Origin of the sequence: Pseudomonas protegens (genome assembly GCF_003732485.1) — a bacterium.
In the GTDB taxonomy this organism is placed as follows: Bacteria; Pseudomonadota; Gammaproteobacteria; order Pseudomonadales; family Pseudomonadaceae; genus Aquipseudomonas; species Aquipseudomonas protegens_B.
The window spans coordinates 51,010-52,061 of sequence record NZ_MOAK01000066.1 but is presented as its reverse complement, the minus strand read 5'-3'; the positions used below and the strand labels follow the sequence as shown (position 1 = coordinate 52,061).

Below are 1,052 nucleotides of genomic sequence, written 5' to 3'. Positions count from 1 at the left end.
GCGGGGGGCGGGGGTTTTGCCGTTTACTGGCCGGCTGCAGCGCGCTCGGCCAGGTCTTCCAGCAGATCGGCGGACGGCACGAAGAACAGCCCGCCGGTGACCGCGGTGCTGAAGTCCAGCAGGCGATCGTAGTTGCCCGCCGGGCGACCGACGAACATGTTCTCCAGCATCTGCTCCACCGGCCGTGGCGAGCGGGCGTAGCCGATGAAGTAGGTGCCGAACTCCCCGGCGCCCGGACGGCCAAAGGGCATGTTGTCGCGCAGGATCTTCACCTCCTCGCCGTTCTCTTCCAGGGTGGTCAGGGAACTGTGGGAACAGCTGGGTTTGACTGAATCATCCAGCTCGATATCCGCCAGCTTGGTGCGGCCGATGATGCGTTCCTGAGCCTCCACCGTCAGCTCGTTCCAGGCCGCCATGTTGTGCAGGTACTTCTGCACCAGCACGTAGCTGCCATTGCAGAACGGCGGGTCCTCATCGCCGATCAGGGTGAAATCCACGGCCTCGCGGCCTTCCGGGTTCTCGGTGCCGTCGACGAAGCCGACCATGCTGCGCATGTCGAAATAACGAAAGCCCTGGACCTCGTCCACCACCTTGACCGCATCCCCCAGAGGCTTGAGCAGTTGCGTGGCCAGTTCGAAGCACAGGTCCATCTGCTCGGCGCGGATGTGCAGCAGCAGGTCGCCCGGGGTGGATGGCGCGCGGCGCCCTTCCACGCCCACTTCACGAAAGTCGTGCAACGAAGCCGGACGCGGGCCACCGAACAGCCGGTCCCAGGCACTGGAGCCAAAACCGCAGACACAGGACAAATTGCCCCCCGGCACGCGCTTGCCCACCGAACGGGTCAGGGCGGCGACATCGGCGCACCACTCACGCACGGTTTTCGCCGCGCTGGCGCCGGGGGCCAGGGTGGCGACGATAAAGATGGCGCTACGGGTGATGGGGTTGCAGATGGCTTGCGGCTCGGGCTTGCGCTCGGCCAGGGAGTAAGGCTGGGTCATTATGGTTTCCACAGGCTGCGGTCGGAAAAATCACCGACAGGAAAATAGCAGATT

The 1,052-nt window shown here is 64.7% G+C and carries 1 protein-coding gene; it reads right to left on the bottom strand.

The genetic code is table 11. The features are described from left to right. Positions 1-23: 23 nt before the first annotated feature. Entirely contained in the window at positions 24-998 is a 975-nt protein-coding gene (locus BLX41_RS17340) for a Dyp-type peroxidase (RefSeq protein ID WP_123725876.1), read from the bottom strand. Between the last annotated feature and the right edge of the window lie 54 nt (positions 999-1,052).

Coding starts and splice junctions, on each gene's coding strand:
- BLX41_RS17340 (WP_123725876.1), bottom strand. CDS start 998: ATGACCCAGCCTTACTCCCTGGCCGAGCGCAAGCCCGAGCCGCAAGCC.